Source organism: Streptomyces sp. NPDC055099 (assembly GCF_053607685.1).
The window spans coordinates 108,733-115,013 of sequence record NZ_JBSGUA010000021.1; the positions used below are offsets into that span (position 1 = coordinate 108,733).

At 70.0% G+C, this 6,281-nt stretch carries 5 protein-coding genes; 4 read left to right on the plus strand and 1 reads right to left on the minus strand.

Annotation, left to right across the window (positions count from 1 at the left end):
* Positions 1–78 precede the first annotated feature (78 nt).
* The 4 genes from ACWFRU_RS36860 to ACWFRU_RS36875 are packed head-to-tail and all read left to right on the plus strand — an operon-like array spanning position 79 to position 4,056.
* Positions 79–1,383 (plus strand): MFS transporter, encoded by a 1,305-nt coding sequence (locus tag ACWFRU_RS36860; protein WP_453692460.1) that lies wholly within the window; start codon positions 79–81, stop codon positions 1,381–1,383.
* A 35-nt stretch (positions 1,384–1,418) separates the two neighbouring features.
* A complete protein-coding gene (otnI, locus tag ACWFRU_RS36865) occupies positions 1,419–2,258 on the plus strand; it encodes a 2-oxo-tetronate isomerase (protein ID WP_453692461.1) in 840 nt (279 codons plus the stop codon).
* A complete protein-coding gene (gene denD, locus ACWFRU_RS36870; protein WP_453692462.1) occupies positions 2,255–3,289 on the plus strand; it encodes a D-erythronate dehydrogenase in 1,035 nt (344 codons plus the stop codon). The genes otnI and denD overlap by 4 nt, the downstream gene beginning before the upstream one ends.
* 17 nt (positions 3,290–3,306) lie before the next feature.
* Entirely contained in the window at positions 3,307–4,056 is a 750-nt protein-coding gene (locus tag ACWFRU_RS36875; protein WP_453692463.1) for a FadR/GntR family transcriptional regulator, read from the plus strand.
* A gap of 21 nt (positions 4,057–4,077) precedes the next feature.
* Here the strand turns inward: ACWFRU_RS36875 and glgX are convergent, their stop codons facing one another.
* Positions 4,078–6,189 (minus strand): glycogen debranching protein GlgX, encoded by a 2,112-nt coding sequence (gene glgX, locus ACWFRU_RS36880; protein WP_453692464.1) that lies wholly within the window; start codon positions 6,187–6,189, stop codon positions 4,078–4,080.
* Between the last annotated feature and the right edge of the window lie 92 nt (positions 6,190–6,281).

Sequence of the window (6,281 nt, forward strand, 5' to 3'; positions counted from 1 at the left end):
TACCCCACCGCCCTGCGTACCGCACCGCACCGCGCACCGCTCGTCGGAGAATCCCCTGAGCCGCAGTAAGGATTCCGCATGTCCACGCCCACCGCGACGGCCGAGACCCCCGAACTCGCCCGTGAGAACGCCGTGTTCCGCAAGGTCGTCCTCCGCATCGTCCCCTTCCTGATCCTCTGTTACGTCTTCTCCTACCTGGACCGCGTCAACGTCGGCTTCGCGAAGCTGCAGATGTCCGACGACCTGGGCCTGAGCGAGGCGGCGTACGGTCTTGGCGCCGGACTGTTCTTCATCGGCTACTTCCTCTTCGAGGTCCCCTCGAACCTGATGCTCCAACGCGTCGGCGCGCGCACCTGGATCGCCCGGATCATGATCACGTGGGGCCTGGTCTCGGGAGCGTTCTCGTTCGTCACGAACGAGACCACGTTCTACGTGCTGCGCTTCCTCCTCGGAGCCGCCGAGGCGGGGTTCTACCCCGGCGTGATCCTGTACTGCACCTACTGGTTCCCCTCCCACCGCCGGGCCCGCGTGATCGCGATGTTCATGTCGGCGATCCCCGTGGCCGGCATCTTCGGCAACCCGCTCTCCGGCTGGATCATGGACACCTTCGACGGGGTCAGCGGATGGCACGGCTGGCAGTGGATGTTCCTGCTCGAGGCGATTCCCGCGCTCCTCATCGGTGTCGCCACGATGTTCTACCTCGACAACGGCGTGCGCAGCGCCAAGTGGCTCTCCGAGGAGGAGAAGGACATCGTCGAGGCCGCGATCGCCAGGGACACAGCCCACCAGAAGCACGGCCGGGTCTGGGACGGTTTCCGTGACCCCAAGGTGTGGCTGATGTGCCTCATCTACTTCTGCTTCGTGATGGGTCAGTACGCCCTGACCTTCTGGATGCCCACCTTCGTCGAGTCGACCGGCATCGACGACACCTTCACGATCGGCGTGCTCAGCGCCGTGCCGTTCGTGGCCGCGCTGATCGCCATGAACCTCTTCGGACGCTCCGCGGACAAGCGCCGCGAACGCCGCTGGCACCTGGTCGTCCCGAGCCTCATGGGCGCCGTCGGCTTCTCCCTGGCCGCCGGGTGGAGCGGATCGACCGTGCTCTCCCTGATCGCCCTGTCCTTCGCCGCGGCCGGCGTACTCACCTGCGCCCCGCTGTTCTGGTCACTGCCCACCGCATTCCTCGGCGGCACCGCGGCGGCGGCCGGGCTCGCCCTGATCAACTCCGTGGGCAACCTGGCCGGCTTCGTCAGCCCGTACATGATCGGAGGGCTCAAGGACGCCACCGGCTCGACCTCCATCCCGATGTACGTCCTGGCCCTGAGCCTGGTGATCGGCGCGGCCGCCGTACTGACCACCAAGAAGGACGTCGTCAACCGTTGACCGGGCCCCGGCCCGGCCCCACCGCAGGAGCAACCATGCCGAGGTTCGCCGCGAACCTGTCCATGATGTACACCGAGCACGACTTCCCCGACCGCTTCGCCGCCGCGTCGGCCGACGGCTTCGAGGCCGTCGAGTACCTCTTCCCCTACGCCCACGAAGCCGCCGAACTGCGCCGCCTGCTCGACGACCACGGGCTGCGCCAGGTCCTGTTCAACGCGCCGCCCGGCGACTGGGAGTCCGGGGAGCGGGGCATCGCCTCGCTCCCCGGCCGCGAGGGCGAACTCCGCTCCGGCATCGAGCGGGCGCTGGAGTACGCCACGGCGCTCGGCTGCGGACAGGTCCACGTGATGGCCGGTCTCCTGCCACCGGAGGCCACGCCTGACCAGCGGGCCGCACACCGCGCCACCTACCTGGCCAACCTGGCCTGGGCCGCCGAACGGGCCGCCGCCGTGGACGTCGACCTCCTGATCGAGCCGATCAACGGCCGCGACATGCCGGGCTACTTCCTGCACCATCAGGCCGAGGCGCACGCTCTCGTACAAGAGGTGGGCGCCACGAACCTCAAGGTGCAACTCGACCTGTACCACTGCCAGATCGTGGAGGGCGACCTCACCACGACACTGCGCCGCGACCTTCCCACCGGCCGCGTCGCCCATCTGCAGATCGCCGGCGTGCCCGACCGCCACGAGCCCGACCAGGGCGAGCTCAATGTCGGCCATCTCTTCGACACCGTCGACGAGTTGGGCTTCGACGGCTGGATCGGCTGCGAATACATCCCCCGGGCCGGTACGAGCGAGGGGCTCGGCTGGCTCAGGAACCACCGCCTGTCCAAGAACGACCGCATGCCCAAGAACGAACGAGGAGTCCACTCATGAGGATCGTCATCACCGGCGGCTTCGGCTTCCTGGGACAGCAGGTCGCCGGCGCCCTGCTCAAGCGGCGGACCCTGTGCGGTGCGCCGATCGGCCGACTGGTGCTCGCCGACCGGTTCGTGCCCGACGAGGCACCGGTGACGGCCGACCCGCTGGTGGACGTCGTCCGGGGCGACCTGAGCGACCGCCTCGACGCGATCTTCGCGCAGCCCGTGGATGTGCTGATCCACCTGGCGTCGGCGGTCTCCGCCGAGTGCGAGGCCGACTTCGACCTCGGCATGAGCGCCAACCTGGACACCACCCGCGCCCTGCTCGACGCCGCCCGCGCCCAGTCCGCCGCGGGCGGACCCCTCCCCCGGGTGATCTTCTCCAGCAGCGTCGCCGTCTACGGCTCCGACGCCGCGCTGCCGTTGCCGCCCGTGGTCAGCGAGTCGACGCTGCCGACGCCGCAGTCCAGTTACGGGACGCAGAAGCGCGTGTGCGAGCAGCTGGTCGCCGAGTACACCCGGCGGGGCTTCGTCGACGGGCGTGTGGCGCGCCTGATGACCGTCTCGGTGCGGCCGGGCAAGCCGAACGCCGCAGCCTCCGGCTTCCTGTCCGGCATCATCCGCGAGCCCCTCGCCGGTCTGCCGGCCACCTGCCCGGTCAGCCCCAACCTGCGGGTCGCCCTCGCCTCGCCCCGGCGCACCGTCGAGGGCATCCTCCGTATCGCCGAGGCCGAGCGGGGGCCGGGCGGCCTCGAAGGCGGGCTTCCGGTCAACCTTCCGGCGCTGACGGTCACGGTCGCCGAGATGCTGCAGACGTTGCGCGAGGTGGCCGGTGACGCCGTCGCCGACCGGGTGACGGTCACGCCCGACCCCGCCGTCGAGGCGATCGTCGGCTCGTGGCCCGCCGCCTTCGACAACGCGCGCGCCACGGCGCTCGGCCTGCGGCCCGACGAGAGCTTCGAGGCGGTGGTCAGGGCGTACGTCGAGGACCACCCCGAGGCCGTCGCGCCCGCGGGCCTGCCCGCGACCGGGGTGATCAGGCCCTGACGGATAGACTGACGAGCATGTTCTCCAAGGTGAGTGGCCCCATTCGGCTCGCGGACCGGGTCGCCGCGATCCTCTCGGAGGAGATCGAGTCCGGGCGTCTCGCCGAGGGCGACAAGCTGCCGACCGAGGTCGAGTTGGTCAAGCAGCTGGGCGTCAGCCGCACCGTGATCCGCGAGGCCGTCTCCCGGCTGCGCAACGCGGGTCTGGTCGAACCGCGCCAGGGCCGGGGCGTGTTCGTCATGCCCCGGCGCACCCGGCCGCTCGACCTGGAGGCCGAGGCATCCGGCACCAAGTCCAAGGTGCTGCAGATCGTGGAGGTCCGCCGCGCCATGGAGGGCGAGGCGGCCTCGCTGGCCGCCGTCCGGGCCACACCACAGGACATCGCCCGGATGCGGCAGTCACTGGCCGCGATCGACAAGGCGGTGGCGGACGGCGGCGACGGGGTCGACGAGGACCTGGCCTTCCACCAGTCGATCGCCGAGTCGACCGGCAACGCGGTGATGGTCTCGACCGTGCGGTATCTGGGCGAGGTCATGCGCAGCGGCATCCGCGTCACACGGGCCAACGAGGCACGGCGCGACGACTTTATCGAGGCGGTCCGGGTGGAGCACCACGCGATCCTGGCGGCCGTCGAGTCGGGCGACGCGGAGGCGGCCCGCAGCGCCGTACGCCGTCACATGAAGCATGCGGCGTCCCGGCTGCAGGACGCGGACGAGGGCTTTTGGACGCAGACGGACGAGCTCCAGGTGGATCTGGACCGCCCCTGACCCGCCCTTGACCCGCTCCCGTCACCCGACCGGGGGACGGGAGAGGACGATCAGGGACCGCGGCTCCACGCTCAGCGTCGTCTCGGCCTTGTGCTCCGTCTCGTCCGGAGGGCCGCCCGTCTCGTAGGTGTCGAGCAGGGTCGTCCAGCACGCTCCGTACGTGACGTCGGGGAGCCGGAACTCCATCGGCTCCCAGTAGCAGTTGAACAGCACGAGGAAGGAATCGTCGACGACGGTGCGTCCGGCGCGGTCCGGTTCGGCGATGGCGTCGCCGTTGAGGAAGACGGCCACAGCGTGCGCGTCGGGCCGGTCCCAGTCCTCCGTCGTCATCTCCGCGGCGTCCGGGCGCAGCCAGACCAGGTCCGGCAGCGGCTGTCCCTGGTGCGTGACGGTGTCGCCGCGGAAGAAGCGGCGGCGGCGCAGGATCGGGTGCTCGGTGCGCAGCGCCACCACCCGGCGGGTGAAGTCCAGGAGTTCGGTGCGTTCCTCGTCGAGGTCCCAGTCGATCCACGTCGTCTCGTTGTCCTGGCAGTAGGCGTTGTTGTTGCCGCGCTGGGTGCGGCCCAGTTCATCCCCGTGGCCGAGCATCGGAATGCCCTGGGAGAGCATCAGCGTGGCCAGGAAGTTGCGCTGCTGCCGGGCCCGCAGTGCGCGCACTGCGGGGTCGCGGGTGGGGCCCTCCGCGCCGCAGTTCCAGGACCGGTTGTCGCTCTCGCCGTCCCGGTTTCCCTCACCGTTGGCCTCATTGTGCTTGGCGTCGTACGAGACCAGGTCGCGCAGGGTGAATCCGTCGTGGGCGGTGATGAAGTTGACACTGGCGCGCGGGCGGCGCCGGTCGCGCTGATAGAGGTCGGCGGAGCCCGTCAGGCGTGAGGCGAACTCCGCGAGCGTCCGGTCGCCGCCGCGCCAGAAGTCCCGGACGCAGTCGCGGTACTTGCCGTTCCATTCGGACCACAGCGGCGGGAAGTTGCCCACCTGGTAGCCGCCGTCGCCCAGGTCCCACGGCTCGGCGATCAGCTTGACGCGGCTGATCACGGGGTCCTGCTGGATGAGGTCGAAGAAGGCGGAGAGCCGGTCCACCTCATGGAACTGCCGGGCGAGGGTGGCGGCCAGGTCGAAGCGGAACCCGTCGACGTGGCATTCGGTGACCCAGTAGCGCAGTGAGTCCATCAGCAGCTGAAGGACGTTGGGGTGGCGCATCAGCAGGCTGTTGCCCGTCCCCGTGGTGTCGTAGTAGCGGCTGAAGTCGTCGTCGGACAGCCGGTAGTAGGAGGCGTTGTCGATGCCGCGGAAGGAGAGGGTGGGGCCGTTCTCGTTGCCCTCGGCCGTGTGGTTGTAGACCACGTCGAGGATCACCTCGAGGCCTGCCGCGTGCAGGGACTTCACCATCGACTTGAACTCGGTGACCTGCTGGCCGAGCGTCCCGTGGGCCGCGTACGTGTGATGCGGCGCGAAGAACCCGATCGTGTTGTAGCCCCAGTAGTTGGACAGGCCCTTGTCGAGCAGGAACCCGTCCTGGACGTACTGGTGCACCGGCATCAGCTCGACCGCGGTGACCCCCAGGGAGGTCAGGTGGTCCAGGACAGCCGGTGCGGCCAGGCCCGCGTAGGTGCCGCGCAGCTCTTCGGGGACGCCGGGGTGGGTGCGGCTCAGTCCGCGTACGTGCGTCTCGTAGATGACCGAGTCGGCATAGGCGTGCGAGGGCGGACTGTCACCCGTCCAGTCGAAGGCCGGATCGATCACGACACCGCACAGGGCGGCCTGCCGGGTGCCGTCCCGGGACGTCCTCCCCCGAACGGGTGCGTCCGCGGACGCCCTGTCGTCGCGGAGGTCATGGACCGCCCTGGCGTAAGGATCGAGGAGGAATTTCCTCGGGTCGCAGCGATGCCCGGCGGCGGGCATCCACGGGCCGTGCACCCGATAGCCGTAACGCTGGCCCGGGCCGATGTCCGGCAGATAGCCGTGCCACACCGTGCCGTCGGCCTCCGCCAGCGTCACGCTCCGCTCGGTGCCGTCCTCGTCCACAAGGATGAGGTCGACCTGCTCGGCCACCTCGCTGAACAGGGCGAAGTTCGTTCCTTCGCCGTCGTAGGTGGCACCCAGCGGAAAAGGTCGGCCGGTCCATACGCGCACAGAGGTCTCCCGTCGATGGCCCTTGGGTCTCTTGCTTCGACCATCGGGCATGCGGCGGGGGGGGGCCCCCCCCCGGGGCCCCCCCCCCCCCC

Coding starts and splice junctions, on each gene's coding strand:
- ACWFRU_RS36860 (WP_453692460.1), top strand. CDS start 79: ATGTCCACGCCCACCGCGACGGCCGAGACCCCCGAACTCGCCCGTGAG.
- otnI (WP_453692461.1), top strand. CDS start 1,419: ATGCCGAGGTTCGCCGCGAACCTGTCCATGATGTACACCGAGCACGAC.
- denD (WP_453692462.1), top strand. CDS start 2,255: ATGAGGATCGTCATCACCGGCGGCTTCGGCTTCCTGGGACAGCAGGTC.
- ACWFRU_RS36875 (WP_453692463.1), top strand. CDS start 3,307: ATGTTCTCCAAGGTGAGTGGCCCCATTCGGCTCGCGGACCGGGTCGCC.